Origin of the sequence: Kitasatospora herbaricolor (assembly GCF_030813695.1) — a bacterium.
Classification (GTDB): Bacteria; Actinomycetota; Actinomycetes; order Streptomycetales; family Streptomycetaceae; genus Kitasatospora; species Kitasatospora herbaricolor.
The window spans coordinates 7,985,252-8,003,241 of record NZ_JAUSVA010000002.1 but is presented as its reverse complement, the minus strand read 5'-3'; the positions used below and the strand labels follow the sequence as shown (position 1 = coordinate 8,003,241).

General features: G+C 76.9%; 14 protein-coding genes. 4 read left to right on the top strand and 10 right to left on the bottom strand.

Going from position 1 to position 17,990, the window contains the following annotated elements; translation table 11 throughout:
- Positions 1-266 precede the first annotated feature (266 nt).
- From J2S46_RS34805 to J2S46_RS34780, 6 genes are all read right to left on the bottom strand, one after another.
- Positions 267-1,106 (bottom strand): hypothetical protein, encoded by an 840-nt coding sequence (locus tag J2S46_RS34805; RefSeq protein ID WP_191290322.1) that lies wholly within the window; start codon positions 1,104-1,106, stop codon positions 267-269.
- Positions 1,107-1,304: 198 nt separating this feature from the next.
- Positions 1,305-2,258, bottom strand: coding sequence for a hypothetical protein (locus J2S46_RS34800; protein WP_229912758.1), 954 nt, complete (start codon positions 2,256-2,258; stop codon positions 1,305-1,307).
- Positions 2,255-4,129 (bottom strand): GMC family oxidoreductase, encoded by a 1,875-nt coding sequence (locus J2S46_RS34795; protein WP_191290321.1) that lies wholly within the window; start codon positions 4,127-4,129, stop codon positions 2,255-2,257. The genes J2S46_RS34800 and J2S46_RS34795 overlap by 4 nt, the downstream gene beginning before the upstream one ends.
- The gene (locus J2S46_RS34790) at positions 4,126-4,683 is read right to left on the bottom strand and encodes a hypothetical protein (RefSeq protein WP_191290320.1); all 558 of its coding nucleotides are present in this window, start codon (positions 4,681-4,683) and stop codon (positions 4,126-4,128) included. The genes J2S46_RS34795 and J2S46_RS34790 overlap by 4 nt, the downstream gene beginning before the upstream one ends.
- 200 nt (positions 4,684-4,883) lie before the next feature.
- Entirely contained in the window at positions 4,884-5,159 is a 276-nt protein-coding gene (locus J2S46_RS34785) for a hypothetical protein (RefSeq protein WP_229912757.1), read from the bottom strand.
- Positions 5,156-5,428, bottom strand: a complete 273-nt coding sequence (locus tag J2S46_RS34780; protein WP_191290319.1) for a hypothetical protein — start codon at positions 5,426-5,428, stop codon at positions 5,156-5,158. Before J2S46_RS34780 ends, J2S46_RS34785 begins: the two co-directional genes overlap by 4 nt.
- A gap of 408 nt (positions 5,429-5,836) precedes the next feature.
- On the opposite strand from J2S46_RS34780, the gene J2S46_RS34775 reads away from it, so the two are divergent.
- Complete coding sequence (locus J2S46_RS34775; protein ID WP_191290318.1) at positions 5,837-10,633, top strand: HEAT repeat domain-containing protein; 4,797 nt, start codon at positions 5,837-5,839, stop codon at positions 10,631-10,633.
- A gap of 105 nt (positions 10,634-10,738) precedes the next feature.
- Here the strand turns inward: J2S46_RS34775 and J2S46_RS34770 are convergent, their stop codons facing one another.
- Entirely contained in the window at positions 10,739-11,272 is a 534-nt protein-coding gene (locus J2S46_RS34770; RefSeq protein ID WP_370882279.1) for a MarR family winged helix-turn-helix transcriptional regulator, read from the bottom strand.
- A gap of 133 nt (positions 11,273-11,405) precedes the next feature.
- Between J2S46_RS34770 and J2S46_RS34765 the strand changes: the two genes are divergently transcribed.
- The 3 genes from J2S46_RS34765 to J2S46_RS34755 all read left to right on the top strand — a co-directional run bounded on the left by J2S46_RS34765 (position 11,406) and on the right by J2S46_RS34755 (position 13,203).
- A complete protein-coding gene (locus tag J2S46_RS34765) occupies positions 11,406-11,789 on the top strand; it encodes a DMT family transporter (protein WP_191290317.1) in 384 nt (127 codons plus the stop codon).
- Between the two features lie 96 nt (positions 11,790-11,885).
- Entirely contained in the window at positions 11,886-12,206 is a 321-nt protein-coding gene (locus J2S46_RS34760) for a DMT family transporter (protein WP_191290316.1), read from the top strand.
- 175 nt (positions 12,207-12,381) lie between these two features.
- Positions 12,382-13,203 carry a class I SAM-dependent methyltransferase gene (locus J2S46_RS34755; protein WP_229912756.1) on the top strand — a complete coding sequence of 274 codons (822 nt, stop codon included), beginning with the start codon at positions 12,382-12,384 and terminating at the stop codon, positions 13,201-13,203.
- Positions 13,204-13,292: 89 nt separating this feature from the next.
- Here the strand turns inward: J2S46_RS34755 and J2S46_RS34750 are convergent, their stop codons facing one another.
- The 3 genes from J2S46_RS34750 to J2S46_RS34740 form a co-directional block, all read right to left on the bottom strand.
- Positions 13,293-14,828, bottom strand: a complete 1,536-nt coding sequence (locus J2S46_RS34750) for a M1 family metallopeptidase (RefSeq protein ID WP_191290315.1) — start codon at positions 14,826-14,828, stop codon at positions 13,293-13,295.
- A 231-nt stretch (positions 14,829-15,059) separates the two neighbouring features.
- Positions 15,060-16,124 carry a class I SAM-dependent methyltransferase gene (locus J2S46_RS34745; RefSeq protein ID WP_191290314.1) on the bottom strand — a complete coding sequence of 355 codons (1,065 nt, stop codon included), beginning with the start codon at positions 16,122-16,124 and terminating at the stop codon, positions 15,060-15,062.
- A gap of 182 nt (positions 16,125-16,306) precedes the next feature.
- A complete protein-coding gene (locus J2S46_RS34740; protein WP_191290313.1) occupies positions 16,307-17,947 on the bottom strand; it encodes a beta-N-acetylhexosaminidase in 1,641 nt (546 codons plus the stop codon).
- Between the last annotated feature and the right edge of the window lie 43 nt (positions 17,948-17,990).

The window sequence follows — 17,990 nt, the reverse complement described above, 5'->3', positions numbered from 1 at the left end:
GCCCGCCCGGCCCCGTGGAGTGGACCGTCGGAACACCCGGGAAATCGGCCCGGAGCCTTCAGACGCGTCTGCCCCGCCCCGCCCGGAGTACACCCCCGAACACCTCTTCCGTGCCCGTCCCAGCACCGGCCCGACCCACCGGGCAAGGCAGGCCGGCCACGACCGCAGGACGACCCGGTGCCCCGCGCCCGTCCCTTTCGGTGCCCCGTCAGGACGGCGCACCGCCGCCCCGGGGGGTGCACCAGCTGCCCGGGTATCCGTAGCAACTACCGAAGTCCCCACCGGGTTCCGCCGTAGAACCCCAGGGCGGTCCACCAGGCCCGCGGATCCTCGCACGGCCCCAGCGCGGGAGCCCGGCCGGTGCCCCCGTCGAGCAGGCAACCGCCCTGGTGCGCACGGATCCTGAAGGCAGTCGCCAGCATGCCGGTGACCGGGTCGGCGCGGAACGCGGCCACCGAATGATCGACGAATCTCCACAATTGGGAGGCCTCCTCCTGGCCGGCCGGCGAGCGGTCGGCCCGGAGCCCGACCGTGCCGTCCACCAGCACCGTGAGCGCGCCGGGATCGTGGGAGCCGCTCGACGACAGGGCCTGCACCACCAGCTCCCCACCCGGAACGGGCCGGAGGATCCACTGCTGGGAGTCCCCGGTGGCGTCCCCGGCACCGGCCCGGGTCGAGGGACGCTCCTGCACCGGGCCGGACCCCAGTCGCAGGCCCGAGCGCTGCGCGACCAGCATCCCCAGACCCTGGTACGGGAGCGCGGCGGCCCGGACGGCGAGCGGCAGTTCGACCGAGCCCGCCCGCCCGGCCGGATCACCGCTGTCACCGCCCGCCGCCGGGCCCGCAGGGTCGGTGTACGGGCCGGCCGCGCGATGGGCCGGCCCGGGCCCGGCCGGCGGCCCGGCGGGCTGCCGGCCGGCGCCGCCGGTCAGTGGCACCGCCAGCACCAGCGCCAGGCAGGCGACGGCCTTGGCCGCCGTCGCCGCCGGCCCCTGCGGCGGGGCCGCCGACGCTCCGCCCCGGGCCGGGAGCGCCGACCCGTCCGACCGGCTCGGCCGGTCCTCCAGGAGGCCGAGGTCGTGGCAGCGTACGCCCGGCCCGGTCACGACGGACGCCGGCCCGTTCCCCCGGCGGCCCGCCCCCCGACCGGAACAACGGCGCGGCGTACGGCGGCCGGGCGTACGGCGGTCGGTTCCTGCCGGACCATCCGTCATCTCCTTGCTCGGACCGGACCCGCGCGGCGGGCGCGCCGCCGGGCGGCCCGGCGGGCCCCGGTGGCCCGAGGCGGGTGGGTCGGGCCGGGCTCAGGCCTTCGACGGGACGTAGTACGCCCGGTGGTGGGCGGCCACCGGCGCCGACTGGTACGTCCAGACCCCCGCCGCCGGGGCGTCGCCGACCAGGGTGGCCAGGTCCCGTCCGACGCCGCCGGCGCGGTCCGCGACCGCAAGCGTGACCCGGCTCGCGGTGGAGTCGTCCAACTCGTGGTATTGGTAGGGCTGGTGGACGTTCATCGGCCCGGCGAGCAGACCCGCCACCGGGTCGGTGCCGTACCCGGTGACGGGCGCGCTGTGGACCGGCTCCGGGGTGAGGCCGGCCAGATCGGCCGAGAAGGAGAAGAGTGCCCGGCCGGCCGGGCCGACGGTGCCGTCCCCGCCGAGCGCCGCCTGCCGGGCGACCACCGACCAGGCCGTTCCGCCGGCGGGGCCGTTGGGCGAGGGCATGACGCTCTCGAAGCGGCCCGGGTACTTGGGTTCGGCGTACAGCCGGCGGCCGGCGTCGATGGCGAGCGCGTTGTCGCACAGGACGTGGATCCGGGCGATGCCGAGCAGTTTGGTCTGGTCGACCCCGCGCGCGTACTCCCCGTACCCGATCGCGGCCGGCCGGCCGGCCGCGGCCGCCGGGTGGGCGACGATGTTGACCTCCACCTCCTGGGTGATCCCGCCGCCGGTCGGGTACTGGGCGAAGTACAGCTGGTAGTTGAGGGAGACGCAGGCCCGGCCGTCGAAGTCGGCCGCGGCCAGGTCCGGATGGTGCTCGGCGAGCAGGTCGCGGACCGGCCCCGGGGCCACCAGGTAGTCCAGCCCGACGATGTGCAGCGCGCCGTAGTGGAAGGGGAGTCGGTACGGCGCGGGGACGGGTGGCAGCGGCGGTCGCTCCGCACGCGCGGGGGCGAACGGCTCGCCCGCCCCGGCCCTGGGGGCAGGAGGGGTGGTCGGGGCGGTTCGCGGGGACGGGCTCACGGACGGGGACGGGCTCACGAGTGGTCGGCTCCTTCGAGTGCGGCGGGGCCCCGGAGCGGCACCGGCCGGTGGCGGGCGAGCAGGTCCTGGTGGATCCGCCCGGCGCTGCGCAGGGCGAGGGCCGCCATGGTCAGCGAGGGGTTGGAGGTCGCGACGCTGGGCATGCTGCCGCAGCCGACGGCGTACAGGTTGGGGTGGTCCCAGCAGCGCTGCCACTGGTCGACCACCGAGGTCCGCGGGGAGTCGCCCATGATGTGGGTCCCCGCGCCGTGGCCGGCCGCCCGGTAGGCGTAGGCACGGCCCTCGTGCTCGAACCGGCCGGGCCATACCGGTCCGGGTGCGAAGCGGGTCCGGTCCTCGGCCCCGAGGAGCGCGAAGAGCTGGTCCGAGACGGCCTTGGCGGCGGCGATCCCCCGTTTGACCCAGTCCGACAGGTCGTAGTGCAGGACCGGGCGCGGAATGCCCAGCGGGTCGCGGACGGCCGGGTCGAGGGTGACCCGGTTCGCCGGGTCGGCGTCCTGTTCCATCTCGAACTGGAAGGCGAACTCGCGGCCGATCCGGTCTCCGGCCGCCCGTCGCAGCTCCGGGCCGAACAGGCCGCGCCCGTCCGGCCCGCCGGTGCGCAGGAGTTCGGCGACCCGCCCGTCCGGCGGGCCGAGCGCCCAGGTCCACCCCCAGTTCCCGATCTCGATCCGGAACGGCGCCCGGCGGGCCCTGGCCGGGCCGAACCGGAACCCCTCCAGGCCGGAGGTCGAGCCCGGACCCCGGTAGGGGCCGACCTGCCGGGGCATCAGCCCCCAGGTGAGCAGCACCGGATGGTCCATCAGGTTGCGGCCGACCTGGCCGCTGCCGGCCGCCGCTCCGGAGAGCAGCAGGAGTTTGGCGTTCTCGATCGCGTGCGCGGCCAGCACCACCAGATCGGCCTCGGCGGTGCGGGGGACGGCTGCCGCCGCGCTCCCGTCCCCCGGGTGACGCAGGTACTCGACACCGGTGGCGCGGCCGCTCGCGTCCAGCCGCAGGCGGCTGACCACGGCCCTGGTGAGCAGGGTGACGGAGGAGGACCACCGGGCCTGGGTGCGCAGCGGGGTGTACTTGGCGCCGGACGGGCAGATCGGCACGCAGCTGGCGTGCCCGCGGCACACCGCGTCGTCCGCGGCGGGCCGGGGCCGGCCGTCCGGGCCGGGCTCCTGGTTCGGACGGCCGTTCCTGGCGTGCGGGGTGGTGACGACCCGCAGGGTGGTCGGCGCGGCCCCGGGTCGCTCGCGGACCGGGCGGCCGTCGAGCGCGCCGGCGATGACCGTGTCCAGGTGGGTGCGCGGGATCGCCCGGGTCGGGAACCGGTAGCCGGCCGGGAAGGGCAGGCCCACGTCCTCGCGCTGCTCGTCGACGTCGGCGGCCACCCCCAGCTCGCGTTCGGCGGCGCGGTAGAACGGCTCCAGCTCCTGGTACCCGATGGGCCAGTTGCGGCCGTGGCCGAAGTCGCCGGCGCGGAAGTCCTCGGGGTGCATCCGCGGCGCCAGGCCCGTCCAGGCCAGCCCGGTGCCGCCGTTGGCCCTCAGGTAACCGCTGGCGTACGGGAGCGGGCCGCGCTGTACGAAGTAGCCGTCCGCCTCGAAGCCGCCGTCCGGGCGGCCGGTGAGGTCGAGGATGTCCGGCGAGGGCGCGGCGGTGCTCACCGGGTAGGGCGAGTTGGGCACCTTGGCGAGGGCCGAACGGAAGGTCTCCAGTGCGTCGGCCCGTTCCCGGTCGGGGTCGTCGGGCGTTCCCGCGCCCGCTTCCAGCACCAGGACGCGCCAGCCGCGGGCGCCCAGGTCCCGGGCGACCAGGGAGCCGGCGAACCCGGCACCGACCACGATCACGTCCCACCGGCCGGCGGCCGGCCCGCTCACCGCTGCCCCGCCGGGGCGGTCGCGGCGCCGCTGCGGGGCCCCGGCGGCCCGGCGACCGGTTCCTCCACGGTCGGCGGGAGGCTCCAGCTGCCGTGCTCCTGCGGCACGGTGCCAGGCGCCCGGGTGCCGAAGGTGCGCCAGACCAGGCCCTCGGCGTAGGCCCGTGAGGAGACCACGAACGGGCCGTCCGCCGGCCTGACCACCCGCTCGTCCACCCGCTCCTCCACCTGACCGTCCGTCGGGGCGTCCGCCGATCCGCCCGCCGCCGCGTCCGGCGTCCCCGGCACGCCGGCCGGCGGGAGCCCGGGCCAGATGCCCAGGTACCAGAGGTGGACGACCGCCCGCGCCAGCTCCCGTACCGGTTCGTCGGGGAAGGCCGGCGGACGGTCGGCGCCGGCGGTCACCGCGGCCCGCAGGCGGTCGAGCCGGTTCGGCCCGGCGCGCTCCAGCACCAGGCTGCGGTAGGTGTCGGCCAGCCCGGTCGCGGACAGCTGGCCGGCCCCGAACCCCGTCAACTCCGCGGACAGGAGCAGGAACTCCTTCGTACCGGTCATGACCCACCTTCCGGGCGTGCGCCATGGGCATGACGCCGACGCCGCGGAGGATCATTCCTTCACGGCCCCTCGGTCATGCGTGTACGTGCGGTCGGGCCGGAGTGGACGGCGGCTGCACCCAGCGCGCGGAGATCGCCGCACGCCCGCGCACGACCGGCCGACGCGCCCCAAGGCCCGGCCGCCCGCGGGCGGCCGGCCCGTCAACGCTGCAGGTAGACCACCACGGAGAGGACCAGGGCGCCGATGCCGGTCAGCGCGGCCAGCGAAGGCAACGGCCAGCGCGAGCGCTGCACCGCCTCCATCTCCTCGCGCAGGGTCGCGACCTCGTCCTCCAACTGGGCGATCCGGGTGGAGACCACGTCGAGACGGCCGTTGAGCCTGGCGAACCCGGTCTCCATGATGCCGCGGATGTGCTCCAGCTTGACCGCCACCTCCACCCCCAGACCCGGCTGACCGTCCGGGTCCTTGTGGTTCACGGCTGCTCCGGCGGCACGTCGTCCGGCGGTGGCGGGGAAGTCGGCGGCGCCTTCGGCGGTTCGGCGGTCCGCAGCCAGGGCGGCAGCGAGCGGTCGACGGCCGGCAGGGCCATCAGCCTGGTCAGCACGGTCGCGACGGTGAGGGCGACCCCCACCCCGGGCAGCGCCCGGGACAGGCCCGCGGTGTCTATCAGCAGTGGCAGTCCGGCGGCCAGGGCCAAGGTGGACTGCAGCACCGTGCGAGCGGTGCGGCGAGCGGCGTCCGACATGCGGGTTCTCCGTTCCGGTGGGGCGGGCGCGGGGCGCGCGCGGGCACGGCGGTGCCACGGCGCGAGGGGGATCGACGACATGTCCGGCCGGAGCGCGGGGCGTCGGGGGCCGGCGGCAGGCCGGCAGCCGCACCGGGCGCGGCCCGGCGCGGACGACTGTGCTGGGAGGGACGGGAAGGTACGAGCGGAGCGGCGGGGCCGACCCGGCGGGTACGGGCCACAAGGACCGTCCGCGCCGAGGCGGTGGTGCCCGCCGTCCCCCTGTTGGTACCCCAACCATCGCCCGCCCAACACTCGCGGACGCACACTCACCTGAACCCGGCCGCTACGGCGGGGCCACGCCGCCGGGCGGCGCGGCGCCGCGAATACCGCTGGTGGGGGCCGGAACAGCCCGGTTAGCATCCGACGATGACCACACCGGCGGACGAAGCACTGGCCGACGCGCTGCACCGGGCCGACACCGGCCGGCTCGCCGGACTCCTCGACCCCCGCGACTGCCCGCCCGCCGTCCTGGAGCTGCTCCTGCGTCACGGCGACCAGCAGGTCCGGCTGTTCGGGCTGGCACTGCTCACCGACCGGCTCGCCGCGCACCACGTCGCCGACGGCGAGCGGGCCGAACTCGCCCGGCTGCTGCCCGCCGTACCGCCCGCCCCGCCGGAGGCGGCGCTGCTGCTCGCCGGGCTGTACCGGCGCCTGGCACCGCAGCTGATCGGACGGCCCCGGCCGCCGTGGCGGGAGGCCGGCCTGCCGGCGCCGGTCCGGCTCGCCTGGCTGCGCGCCGAACTCCTCGACGACCCGGCGGTACTGCGCCGGGAGCCCCCGGGCGAACTGCTCCACCAGGCCGTCCGGGGTCTCGCCGCCACCGAGGCCCGCCGCCCCGACCGGCTGGTCGCCGAGCTGGCGGCCGGTGCGGACGGGGTGCTGCACGCCGAGGCGCTGCGGCTGGCCCGGCAGGGCCTGCACGCCGGGGTGCTGGCTCCCGCCCTGGTCCGGACCCTGCTGGCCGCCCTGCTGGACTCCGGCGACGCCGAGGCCGCCGCGGGGGCCCTGCGCGAACTCGCCGAACCCTGGGCCGTGCCCGACCGGCTGCCGGCGGGCCGGCTCGCGGCCTTCCTCACCACCACCGCCGCGACCGCCGCCCCCGGCCCGGCCGAGGCCGCGCTGACCGCCGCCGCCCGGCACGGGCACCCCGGCCCGCTCCGGCGGGCCGTCGAGGACCGGACCCTGCCGCCCGCCCTGCGCCGCCGGGCGCTGGAGCTGCTCGGCGGCCTGGCCGGGCGGGCCGACATCGGCGCCCTCACCGCCGTCGCCGCGAGCGACCCGCTGCTGCTCGCCGGCCCGGCCCTGACCTGCCTGCGCGGCCTGCACCGGCGCGGGCACTTCGCCGCCGGGCCGGAGGTGCCGGCCGTGCTCGGCCTCGCCCTGGCCGACCACGGCCTGCCGGCCGGGGAGGTCGCCACCGTCCTGTTCACCTCCCGTCAGGAAATGTTCCGGTGGCTGCTGGACGCGCCCGCCGACGATCCGGACTGGCCGCGCCGGCTCGACCTGCTGATCGCCCTGGCCGGGCAGGGGGCCACCGGACTACCGATCGGCGAGGCGGTCACCGAACTGCTGCCCGCCGCGCCCGACCCCCGGCCGTTCCTGCGGGCCCTGCGCGCCCTGCGCCACGCCCCGGCCGAGGCCGCCGTGCTCGCCGCCCTGCCCGCCGCCCCGCCGGACGCGCTGGAGACCCTGGAGGCCGTCGGCGGGCCCCGGACCGTCAGCGCACTGCGGGCCGGTCTCGGCCTCGACCCGGACGGCGGCGGCAACGGGTCCGAGGAGCCGGGCGTGATCGCGGCGCCGCTGCGCGCCGTCCGGCACCAGGCCCTGGCACTCCTCTGGCACCTCACCGAGGACACCGGGCAACGCCGGGCCCTGCTGGAGCGGCTCGACCCCGTCGACCTGCCGGCCCGGATCGCGGCCGACCTCGGCGGGCCGGACGAACGCGAACTCGCTCTGCTCAGCTCCCATCTGGACCAGGCCGACCCGGTGGCCGCCCTGTGCCGGCTGGCGGCCCACGGGAGCGCCGCCACCCTGCCCGTCATCGGCGACCTGCTGCTGCGCGTGGTCACCGACCTGGCCGCGTCCCGGGCACCCGACGCCCCCGCGCCGGCCCCGGCACCCGGCAGGCCCGCCGCCGAGCCGACCGTGCCGCAGGAAGTCCTGGACGCCGTGGGCGCCTTGGGCGCCCGGCTGCACGCGCGCCGCCGGATCAGGCCGGTCTGCCTGCTGGACGCCCCGGACGGGGCGACGGCCGGCCACGCGCTGACCGCCTCGCTGGCGCTCGACCTGCTCGACCGCCCCGGCCGCACCGCCGCCGAACAGGCCGTCCTGCTCGAACTCCTGCTCCGGGCACCGTCGGTGGACACCCGGGCGCGCGTCCACCGGCTGCTGCGGCACCGCGACCGGCACGTCCGCAAGCACGTGATCGCCCTGCTCGCCCGGGACGCCACCGGCGAGGACGCCCGGGCCCTCTCGGCCACCCTCGTCCCGCTGACCACCGCCCCGGACCCGCAGACCGTCCGGCAGGCGCTGCTCGCCCTCGGCCGGGCCCGGGCCCACTGGGCCGGCGACGCCGTCGCGGCCTGCCTCGACCACCCGGTCATGAACGTACGGAAGACCGCCGCCGAGGTGCTGGCCCGCACGGGGACGCCCGCCACCGTACCGGCGCTGCTCCGGCACCTCGGCGGCACCGACAACCCGAGCCTGCGCGGCCTGTTGGTCCAGGCGCTGCGCGCCGTCCTCGGGGACGCCTACCCGGCCACCCTGCTCGCCGCCGCCGAGCAGCAGCGCGAGGCCCGGGCCCGGGACGCGCTGCTGGCCGCCCTCGACGGGGTACTGCCGGCCCGCTCGCTGCCGGCTCTGGAGAGCCGGCGATCGCCCCTGGTAACGCCGTTGCTCGCCCTGATCGCCGCCGGCCGGATCGCCCCCGCCCGGCCCGACGGCCTGCCCGGCGCCGCGACCGGCCTCGGGGCGGTAGGGGCGGCCGAGCAAGAGGTCGCCACCGAAACGGAGTTGGTGGCGATGCTGGCCCGGCACGGCCACCGGGAACCGGCCGGGTGGCGGTCGACGGCGGGCGCCGGGACGGACACCGACCTCGACGCCCTGCTGAGCGGCGGCTGGGACGACGCGCTCGCGGCACGGATCGCCGCCCGGCCCGGTACCCCGCGCCCCGCGCCCACGACGGCCCACCGGTCCCTGCTCGCGGACTGGCTCCGGCTGGCCCGCTCCAGCGCGGCGCTCCGCCGCCCGGCCCTGCGGTTCGCCCTGCACTGCTGCCCCGCGCCGTGGACGGAGGAGGAAGGGAGGCTCCTCGCCCGGTTCGCCCCCGTCCTGCTGGCGGAGCCGGCCGGAGCCGGCGTCCGGGACCGGCCCGAGCTGCTCGCCGCGCTCGACACGGCCGCCCCGCTGCTGTCGGCCGTACAGGCCCAGGCCGTCACGGCGGCCGTCCGCGCCCTGCCGCCCGGGCCCACCGACGGCCCGGCCACGCTGGCCCTGCTGCGCCGGTGCGGCGCGGTACCGCTGCGAGCCGACGTCGAGCGGGCGCTGGCCGGCGCCCGGCTCGGCCCCGACCCGTGGCGGGGCGAACCCGCCGTCCTGCGCGAGGCGTTCGGCCGCACCGACCCGTCCGCCCGGCCCGCCCCGGCCGCGCCGGGAACCGAACCGCCCGCACGGTACGCACCGGCCGAGCCGGGAACCTCGCCGGACCTGGCCGGGGTCCGGGCGGGCGCGCTCGTCACCGGCGCGGCGCAGTGGCGGGCCGCCCTGACCGGAGCCGTCGGCACTCCCGCGGCCCTGGCGGAGTTCCGGCAGCGCCCCGAGGGCCGGCCCGGCTCACGGGACGTCCTGGACGCGCTGATCCAGGTGCACCACGGCGCCGGTCCGCCGGTCCGGGCCGCGCTGCTCGACTGGATGACGGAACTGCAGCCGCTCGGCGCACCGCCCTGGACGCTCACCGAGAACGCCCAGGCCCCGGCGCCGGCCGCCCGGACGGTGCGCGCCGAGGACCTCGACCAGCCGGACTCCGCCGCCCTGCGGGGCCGGCTGCTCGCCGGGCTGGAGTCACCCGCCGCGGACCGCCGGGAGGCGGCGGCGACCGCCCTGCTGCGGCGGCCCGAGCCGGCCGCCCGGATCCCCGTGCTGCTGGCCCGTCTCCGGGGCCGGGTCGACGCTCCGGCCCACTCCCCCGAACTGGCCCGGACCCTCTCCTCGCTGCCCGCCGCCCTGCTGCGGGCCCCCGACGTCCGGCCGGAGCGGGTCGCCCTGCTCGCGGTGCGGCTCGACCCCTGGGACGTGGTGCCGCTGCTGCCGATGCTGCTGGAGTGGTGGGAGGTCGGCCCGCCGGCCGACCGCCCCCTGCTCACCCGGGCACTGCGCCGGGCCCCCGCCGACGTGCTGGCCGGGCGACTGGACGGCCGGCTGGCCGCCGGCGCCTGGGGGGTCCTGGATCTGCTGGCCGGACAACCGCTGCTCCGCACCCCCGAACTGGCCCGGACCTGCCGGCGGTTGCACGCCGAAGGCCGCGAGGACCTCGCGGCCGGACTGCGACCGGTCGACGGCCCGCTGCGGGCCGTGGGCTCGGCGGAGCGGGACGCCGGCGTCCTGGCCGCGCTGCGCGGCCGCTCCCCGGCGGTGCCGGCGCGCCCGCGCCACCCGTCCCGCCGGGAGCTGCTGGAGCTGGCCCGGACGGGTGGCCCGGAGGAGATCCGGCGGGCCCTCATCGCGCTGGCCGAGCACCAGGGGGGCCGGGGGCGGCGGCAGGGACCGGAGCAGGACGGCGAACTCCTCGAACTGCTGACGGAGTTGCTGCGGCACCCGCTGGCCAAGGTGCGTCTGCGGGCCCACCGGACCGCCCGTGCCCTGCTGGACCGGTCGACCCATCTCGGGCTCACCGCCGTCCTGTTGGACGACCCGCAGCCCGAGGTGGTGCGAACGGCCGTCCGTACGCTGTGCCGGGCGGGCTGGGCGCCGGCCGCCCCGGCCGTCGCCGGCCTGCTGGAGCACCCGCACCCTGCGGTCCGGCGGGCCGCCGCCGAGGGCTTGGCGGGGCTGGGCGCGTCGGCCGTCCCGGCGCTCCGCCGCGCCGCCGACCACGCCCGGCCGGACCGGCGGGCCCGCTACACCGAGGTCCTCGACCGGATCGTCACCGAGGGCGGCCCCGGCTGACCCGGCCCGGCCCTCCTCCGCGGCGTCACGACCGGCCCGGTTGACCCGGCCCGGCCATGGCCGGTGGCATCACGAGGGCGGGCCAGGGGCGCCGAGGCCGGGGAGTCACCGCGGCCCGGCGTCGCGGTCCCGGCCCGCGATCCCGGCGCCCCGCAGGGCGGCGACCGCCGCGCCGAGCCGCGGTGACTCCCGCGCCGCCTCGTCCAGCGCGGTGGTCAGCGTCTGCTCGTAGGTGGCCAGCGCCTGCGCGTGCCGTTCGCGGCCCTCGTCGGTGAGCACGGTGTAGATCCCGCGCTTGTCGTCGGCGCACAGGTCACGGACGGTGAAGCCGGCCGCGTTGAGCCGGGAGACCAGCCGGGTCACCGAACTCTGGTTGAGGCCCACCCGGTCGGCCAGCTCCTGCATGCGCAGCTCGTTCCTGGGTGCGGCGGCCAGCAGGCCGAGGGCGCGGTACTCCGACAGGCCGAGGCCGTGCCGGCGCTGGAGTGCGACCGCGAGCCGCTGTTCGACCCGCGCGTGCAGCGCGGTGACGTGCTGCCACATCCCGCTGTCGGAGGGCGGCGAGCCGCCCTCGCCGGGCAGCGGGAGGGCGGCCGCGGCGGTGGAGCGTGGTTGGTCGGAGGTGGCGGGGTCTGCCATCGGGTGCCTCCTCGGTGCGGAGCGCCGGGCCACCGGGGCCGGGCTTGACACAAGAATACATGTACATGCATGCTGCTGCTCGATTAACTTGCACGCACATGCAAATAGAGCGCCCACGAGAGGACCGGCTCCCATGGCCTGGATCCACCTGCTCATCGCCTCCGTCTTCGAGGTCGTCTTCGCCCTAGCCACCAACGCCACCGACGGGTTCACCCGGCTCGGGCCGTCCCTGCTCAGCTCGGCCGCCGCGGCCGGCGGAATCTACTTCCTCAGCCTGGCCCTGCGGACCCTGGACGTCGGTGTCGGCTACACCGTGTGGACCGGCATCGGCTCGGTCGGCACCGTCGTGCTCGGCGCCCTCCTCTTCCACGAGTCGGTCAACGGCTGGAAGATCCTCGCCTTCGTCCTGATCATCGGCGGCGTGCTCGGGCTCAAGCTCTCGGACGGCGCCGGCACGGACGACCCGCAGGCCGCGGCCGGGCCCGAGCCGGCCGCCCGGCCCGCCGTCCCGGCCTGAGCCGACCACCCCGCCCGACCCGGCCCGCCCGGCCGCCCCGGCCGGCCCCGACCCGGGCTCCCCCGGGCCGGACCTCGTCAGCCAAGGAGCGCTGCCATGCCCTGGATCTACCTGGCCGTCGCCATCGTCTTCGAGATCGTCTTCGCCCTCGGCACCAACGCCACCAAGGGCTTCACCCGCCTCTGGCCCTCCGTCCTCACCCTGCTGGCGGCCACCGGCGGCATCTTCACGCTCAGCCTGGCCCTGCGGACCCTGGACGTCGGCGTCGGCTACACCGTGTGGACCGGCTCCGGCGCCGTCGGGACGGTCCTGCTCGGCGCCGTCGTCCACAAGGAGCGGATCACCGCGGTGAAACTGGCCTCCTTCGCCGCGATCCTCGGTGGCGTGATCGTCCTCAAGCTCGCCGCGGGGGCCTGAGCCCGCCCCCTGCGGCCGGGCCCGACCGCTCCGGGCCGACCTCCCCGGCCACGGCGGGCCTGCCGGGGAGGTGGCCACCCGCCCGAGCGGTGTCACCGGGGCACCCGTGCGGGTACGTACTCCTCGCCCGCCGGCGCAGGTGCCGGCGGAACAGCGGCTACAGATCGGAGTTCGGGTGAGCCAGGACGGGATTCCGCCGGCGGTACGTCGGGTCTACGGGCCGGAGGACCTCAGCACCGCGGCACCCTTCGCCGGCGGGTACATCAACTTCGGGGACTGGAGCGAGGTCGGGCCGGCCGGCCCGCCCACCCGGTCCGACCGGGTGCGCAGCCAGCAGGCGCTCTACCGCAGGGTGCTGGGCGAGTTCCCGCAGCCGGCGGCGAGCCGGCTGGCGGAGGTCGGGTGCGGTCGCGGGCTGGGCTGCGCGCTGGCGGTCGAGGAGCTGGGCTTCGCGGCGGTCACGGGGGTGGACATCCACCCCGAGCAGGTGGCGCGGGCGACGGCCGCCAACGCCGGCCCGCTGGCCGCCCACCCGGACCGGCTCTCGTACACGACCGGCGCCGCCGACCGGCTGCCGTTCGAGGCCGGCGAGCTCGACGGCGTGTACTCGGTGGAAGCGGCGCAGCACTTCCCCGAACTGCCGGGCTTCGCCCGGGAGGCGGCCCGGGTGCTGCGTCCCGGCGGGCGGCTGGTGGTGACGACCTTCTTCACCAGCGGCCCGGCGGCGGCCGGGCGGCTGCGCGAGCTGCTGGAGAGCTTCGCGGACGGGCTGGACGTCCCGCACCCGATCACCGGCTTCGCCGAGGCCCTGGCGGCCGCCGGGTTCGCGCGCCCGGCCGTACGGTCGATCGGGGCGGCGGTCTGGCCCGGCTTCGACCGCTTCCTGGCGGGCGGCGTGGTGCCGCCCGGGCACTGGTCGCGCAACTTCCTGCCCGCCTGGCGGGAGGGTCTGCTCGACTACTACCTGGTGACGGCGGACCGGCCCGGCACGCCCTGACCGCCGCCGGCACGCCGGCGACCCCGCCGCGAACGGTCCCGGGCGGCGCGCCCGGGACCGTTCGCGGCGGCGGTGGCCACTGGCGGTGGCTACGGGCGGGGGTGCCGCTCCGCGTGGTCGTGGACGCCGTCGGTGGCCCGGATCTGCTTCCACGAGCGCGGTTCCGGCACCGCGTCGGCCGAGGGCCGGGCCGCCGCCGCGAAGGACGCCCCTCCGGCCGGCGGCGTCGCCGGCCCGGCGGCCGGGCGGCCCGCCGTGTAGAGCCAGGTGTTCAGCAGGTCGCCGAGCGGCTTCCCGGAGACCCGCTCGGCGAACGCCTGGAACTGGGCGATGGTCGCGTTGCCGTACCGGTGCTCGGCCGGCCACTCCTTGAGGATGCGGAAGAAGGCCTCCTCCCCGACGGTGTTGCGCAGCGCCTGGATCGTGAGCGCTCCCCGGTCGTAGACCGCGGCGTCGAACTGCCGTTCCGGGCCCGGGTCGCCGGGCTTGACGTTCCAGAAGGCGTCGCCGGCCGGGTGCAGGGCGTAGACGTAGTCGGCGATCTCCTGGGCCGTGCCCTCGTTCTCGTGCTCGGACCAGAGCCACTGGGCGTAGCGGGCGAAGCCCTCGTTGAGCCAGATGTCGCTCCAGCGCTCCAGCGAGACGCTGTCGCCGTACCACTGGTGCGCCAGCTCGTGGACGACCACGGAGGTGTTGGAGCCGGCGGCGAACTGCCGCGGGCTGTAGAAGACCCGGCCCTGGGTCTCCAGCGCGTACCCGGTGGTCACGTTGGGGACGTAGCCGCCCGCCGAGCCGAAGGGGTACGGGCCGAAGTGGCCGCTGAGCCAGTCGAGCACCTCGCCGGTGCGCTGGACGCTGGCGCGGGCTGCGCCGGCGTTGTCGCCGAGGTCCTTGCTGTAGGCGGTGAGCACCGGCAGCCCGCCCGGGGTGGTGTCGGTGCTGATGTCGAACCTGCCGAGGGCCAGCGTGGTGAGGTAGGTCGCCTGGGGTTTGTTCTGGCGCCAGTTGAAGCGGGTCCAGCCGAGCCGGGAGGTCTGGGAGACGAGGGTGCCGTTGCTGATCGCCTGGGTGCCGTCGGGCACCTGGACGGAGACGTCGAAGGTGGCCTTGTCCGCGGGGTGGTCGTTGCTGGGGAACCACCACCAGGCCGCCTCGGGCTCCCCGGCCGCGACCCCGCCGTCGGGGGTGCGCAGCCAGGCGGTGAACCCGTAGCGGGACACCTTGGACGGGGTGCCCGCGTAGCGGACCACCACGGTGGCCGCGGCGCCCTTGGCGAGCGGCACGGCCGGAGTGACCTCCAGCTCCTGCTCCCCGGTGGGGGCGTACCCGGCCGGGCGGCCGTTGACCAGCACCTGGCTGACGTCCAGGGCGAAGTCGAGGTTGAAGCGGGTGAGGTCCTGGGTGGCGGTGGCCAGGATGGTCGTGGTGCCCTCCAGCCGGTCGGTGACCGGCTGGTAGGTCAGGCGGATGTCGTAGTGCGACACGTCGTAGCCGCCGTTGCCGTACGTCGGGTAGTACGGGTCGCCGATGCCGGGCGTGCCGACTGTGGTCGGGGCCGCCGCGGCGGGGACGGCCAGTAGCAGGGCGGCGGCGCCCGCGGCAGAGACGATCAGCCTCTTGCGCACGTGTTTCCTCCAGGATCGCTGGGGCGGTGGGGACCTGACGTCAGGTCTGCCCTCCGTCCTGTCCCGGCGGGAGGCGGTCCATTCCCTTGTTATGAAATGTTCATGATAGGTAACGCACCGTCATGTCAGCGCCAAAGCGCCGTGCCACGCGGGCGACCGGCCGCCGACGTGCCGGCGGCGTGCCGGCGGCGTGCCGGCGGCGTGCCGGCCGCCTGCCGCGTGGCGCGGCCGTCAGCGCCGCGCCACGTAGTACACGTTCAGCACGTCGCCCTCCACCTGGTGGGTCTCCACCTGGGTGAAGCCCGCCTCGGCCAGCATCCGCCGCGCGGTCTGCTCGCCCCAGACCGTCCCCAGCCCCTCGCCGCCCTGGGCCAGCGAGACGGTCATGCAGTAGAAGACCGAGAAGGTGTACAGGGCCGGCGCGAACGGGTGCCCGACGTTCTCCTCCAGTTTGCTGGAGGCCGCGATGTCGCCCATCAGGAACACCCCGCCCGGGCGCAGCGCCGCGGCGACGGCGGCCAGGGTCGCGGTCGGCCGGGCCAGGTCGTGGATTACGTCGAAGGCGGTGACCAGGTCGTACCCGCCGGTCAGCTCCGCGCAGTCGCCCACCTCGAAGGCCGCGTTGCCGAGCCCGAGCGCGGCCGCCTCCGCCCGGCCGGCCGCCACGCCCTCCTCGGAGATGTCCAGGCCGTGGAACCGGCTGGCCGGGAAGGCCCGCGCCAGCACGTTCACCGCGTGGCCCTGGCCGGTGCCGATGTCGAGCGCGTCGAGCCCCTCCGCCAGCCGTTCGGCGAGCCCGGGGACGACCGGGACGATGCTCCCGACCAGAGCCGCGTCGTAGACCCGGTTCGTCTCCTCCGCCTGCAGCTCCTGGAACCTCGGGTAGGCGGAGTACGGCACCCCGCCGCCCGAGCGGAACGCCTCCAGGACCCTCTGCTCGACCTCGCCCATCATGGCGAAGTCCTGCATCAGGCCGGCCATGTTGTCCGGCCCGGCCGCCCTGGTCAGCGAGGCCGCGTGCTCGGCCGGCAGCCGGTACGTCAGGGCGCCGGGCTCGTACTCGACGACGCCGCCGACCACCATCGCCCCCAGCCACTCCCGGACGTAGCGCTCGTCCAGCGCGGTGGCGGCCGCGATCTCCTGCGAGGTGGCGGGCGGCAGGTCCGCCATGGCGTCGAACAGGCCGCCCTGGTGGCCCAGGCTGGTCATCAGCGACAGACAGGCGTCGTTCAGCATCTGCACCATCCGGCCGGCGAAAGCCTCCTGCTTCGCCTGGTCCAGCTCCCGAACAGTCATCGCTCCTCCTACGGCAGCGGGCCGCGGCGGGGGCGGGTCCTCGGCCGCCCGGACACGGCTCGGCGGACGGATGATCCGGACGTGGTCCCTCCCGGCAACGCTACGCTCCCGCCGGCCGTCCCGGCATGCCGGAGCGGGCCGTCGGTGGCGGGCCACCACGGGCGGGCCGGGCCTGAGCCGGCCTACGGCCAGGGGATCTCCGGACGGCGGGCGAAGCCGAAGCCGGCCGCCTCCCAGCGCGGGCCCTGTGCGGCCAGCCGGAGCCGGAACCCGTCCCAGTCGCGCGCGGACTGCGCGGACCAGCCGACCTCCGCCAACGCCGGCAGCCGGGGCAGGGCCATCTGGTCGACCTCGGCGAGGCCGGGCAGGGTCTCCGTCCACAGCGGCGCCTCGATCCCGGCTACCGCGCCGGCCGGCAGCTCCAGCTCGGTGTCCGGGTTCCAGGAGTACGCGTTGCGCACGCTCACCGTGCCGGCCCAGCGGACCCCGAGCGCCGTGCCGCTGTCGTACTTCATGTCCAGGTAGGCCCGGCCGGCCGGCGCCATGACCACCCGGGCGCCGCGCCCGGCGGCCGCGGTCATCGCGCGCGCGTCGGCGCCGTCCGTGCTCCAGAACTCCAGCAGCCCGACGCCGTCCCCGCCCGCGACCGGCGCCGTCTGGTTCCAGCCGAACGGGATCTTGCCGGCGGCCCGGACCTGCGCGGCGACCCGGCGGACGAACTCCTGGTAGCCGGCCGGCGCCAGGGTCTTCACCTCGTCCCCGCCGATGTGCAGGTACGGCCCGGGGGTCAGCGCGGCCAGGTGGGCGATCACCTCGCCGGTGAAGGCGTAGGTCCGCTCGTCGGTGGGGCAGATCAGGCTGAAGCCGACCGCGTTGCCGAAGTAGGGCTGCGCCGCGGGCCCGCCGGAGCAGTCGAGTTCGGGGTAGGCGGTGAGCACGGCGTTGGTGTGGCCGGGCAGGTCGATCTCGGGGACGACGGTCAGATACCGCTCCTGCGCGTAGCGGACGATCTCGCGGTAGTCCGCCTCGGTGTAGAAGCCGCCGGGGGTGCCACCGATCTCGGTGGCCGCGCCGATCCCGGTGAGCGCCGGGCGGCCGGGCACGGCCAGCCGCCAGCCCTGGTCGTCGGTCAGGTGCAGGTGCAGGTGGTTGAACTTGTACAGGGACAGCCGGTCGACATAGGCCTTGACCTCGTCCACGGTGAAGAAGTGCCGGGCCACGTCGAGCATCGCGCCGCGGTAGGCGTAGCGCGGCCGGTCGATGATGCCGACCGGGGCGACCGTCCAGTCGGCGGGGACCGGGGTGCGGCTCTCGGCCTGCGCCGGGAGCAGCTGACGGAGGGTCTGGGTCCCCCGGTAGAGCCCCTCCTCGGTCCGGGCGGTGATCCGGATTCCGTCGGCGCCCGCCAGGAGCCGGTAGCCCTCGGGGCCGGTCTCCTCGGGCAGGGCCTGGTCCAGGGCCAGGTCGATGCCGTCCCGGGCGCCGTGGTCGCCGGTCACCGGCAGGGGCAGGCCGGTGGAGCGGCGCAGTCCGGCCGCGAGCTGTTCGGCGACCTGCCGGGCCGCCGGGTTGCCGTCGACCGTGCTGATCGCGGTCCGCACGGTGAGGGTGTAGCCCGCGCCGGTGCCGCCGGTCGTGGTCAGCGGGACGGGGACGACCCGGTGGGAGCCGGTCGCCCCGCCCCCGGCGGCCGGCCCGGCGGGATCGTCGCCCAGCGCCCGCTGGATGCCGAGACCGGCCGCGACCAGCGCCAGCAGCACGACCACGAGCACGATCCGGCCGCTCCGGGAGGTCAGTTCCGCCCGCCCAAACCGCACAGTCACTCCCCCGGTCCTGACGCCCGGGCCCGCCCCGGGTGGCGACAGT

Excerpts from the sequence above, each read along its gene's own strand:
- J2S46_RS34760 (WP_191290316.1), top strand. The coding sequence starts at position 11,886 with ATGCCCTGGATCTACCTGGCCGTCGCCATCGTCTTCGAGATCGTCTTC.
- J2S46_RS34745 (WP_191290314.1), bottom strand. The coding sequence starts at position 16,124 with ATGACTGTTCGGGAGCTGGACCAGGCGAAGCAGGAGGCTTTCGCCGGC.
- J2S46_RS34770 (WP_370882279.1), bottom strand. The coding sequence starts at position 11,272 with ATGGCAGACCCCGCCACCTCCGACCAACCACGCTCCACCGCCGCGGCC.
- J2S46_RS34790 (WP_191290320.1), bottom strand. The coding sequence starts at position 4,683 with ATGACCGGTACGAAGGAGTTCCTGCTCCTGTCCGCGGAGTTGACGGGG.
- J2S46_RS34765 (WP_191290317.1), top strand. The coding sequence starts at position 11,406 with ATGGCCTGGATCCACCTGCTCATCGCCTCCGTCTTCGAGGTCGTCTTC.
- J2S46_RS34780 (WP_191290319.1), bottom strand. The coding sequence starts at position 5,428 with ATGTCGGACGCCGCTCGCCGCACCGCTCGCACGGTGCTGCAGTCCACC.
- J2S46_RS34775 (WP_191290318.1), top strand. The coding sequence starts at position 5,837 with ATGACCACACCGGCGGACGAAGCACTGGCCGACGCGCTGCACCGGGCC.